Here is an 870-nt window from a genome sequence, read left to right as displayed (position 1 = left end):
CACTTCCACACCATCCCCGAAGTCCCAGTGGGACCACGACTGCTGCCGAATGTTCTCGTCCATGTAGAGGAACTTGTAGATGAATACCTTACTCGGAGCACCCTTGGTCAGCACACACGCGAAGTTCTCCGTACCAGACCCGTTGATGCTGTACACACCGTTCGGCACATAGTTTGGAACGTGGGCTGTCATGTCCTCTGCGTTCTTCACAGAGCTTACATCCTGTACCGCGTAGTAGCGCATGATGGACGTAAAGGAGCTGCGAGGGGACGCGTAGTAGATGTTCCTACCGATACCATAAGGACGCGCACGGTCTGACACATCGAACTGAGTGGTCAGGTCCAGCTGTGCAGTCTTAGCGGATAACACACCGTTGGCTGACAGGACGAACTGGGCCTCGTCGGACCACAGCAGCAGCTCCTCAGCGAAGCTCACAGCATACTTAAGGACCGACACACGGTTATGACTCACGGCAACATCCAGAGGGTCATCGTCTGTATAGTTGGCCACTGACGGAGGGTAGAACTCAAAGTACCGACTTGTGCGCGACATCACAATGTTCTCCCCGGAGATGAACCCTAAGCGGTTCCTGAAGAAAAACACGTCTGTAATCGTAGAGCCTACCATGGACGGCTGCGGGTTAGTGTCATCATCGCCAGCCCTACGGTCCTTCCAATCGTGATACCCAAGGTCAAAGTTACCGTCAGCTGCGCGCACCAAAGTCCAAGGCATAGTCACATAGTCCAGACCTATGGATACGTTCCACCCGACAGTCTCCTTCCAGACCTTCTGCTTTAAGTCATACTTGACGTAATACTGGTCAGCTGTCTTGGATGTGTCCCCTACAACTTTAACCATGTAACCATCCGG

Annotated in this window: 1 protein-coding gene; it reads right to left on the bottom strand. The window is 53.2% G+C overall.

From position 1 onward, the window contains the following. Nucleotides 1-870, bottom strand: an 870-nt coding sequence (locus HGP29_RS28230; protein ID WP_211093452.1) for a phage nozzle protein, incomplete at both ends; no start/stop codon positions are given.

It is taken from the genome of Flammeovirga agarivorans, from assembly GCF_012641475.1.
Lineage (GTDB): Bacteria > Bacteroidota > Bacteroidia > Cytophagales > Flammeovirgaceae > Flammeovirga > Flammeovirga agarivorans.
This window is presented reverse-complemented; position numbering and strand designations above follow the sequence as displayed.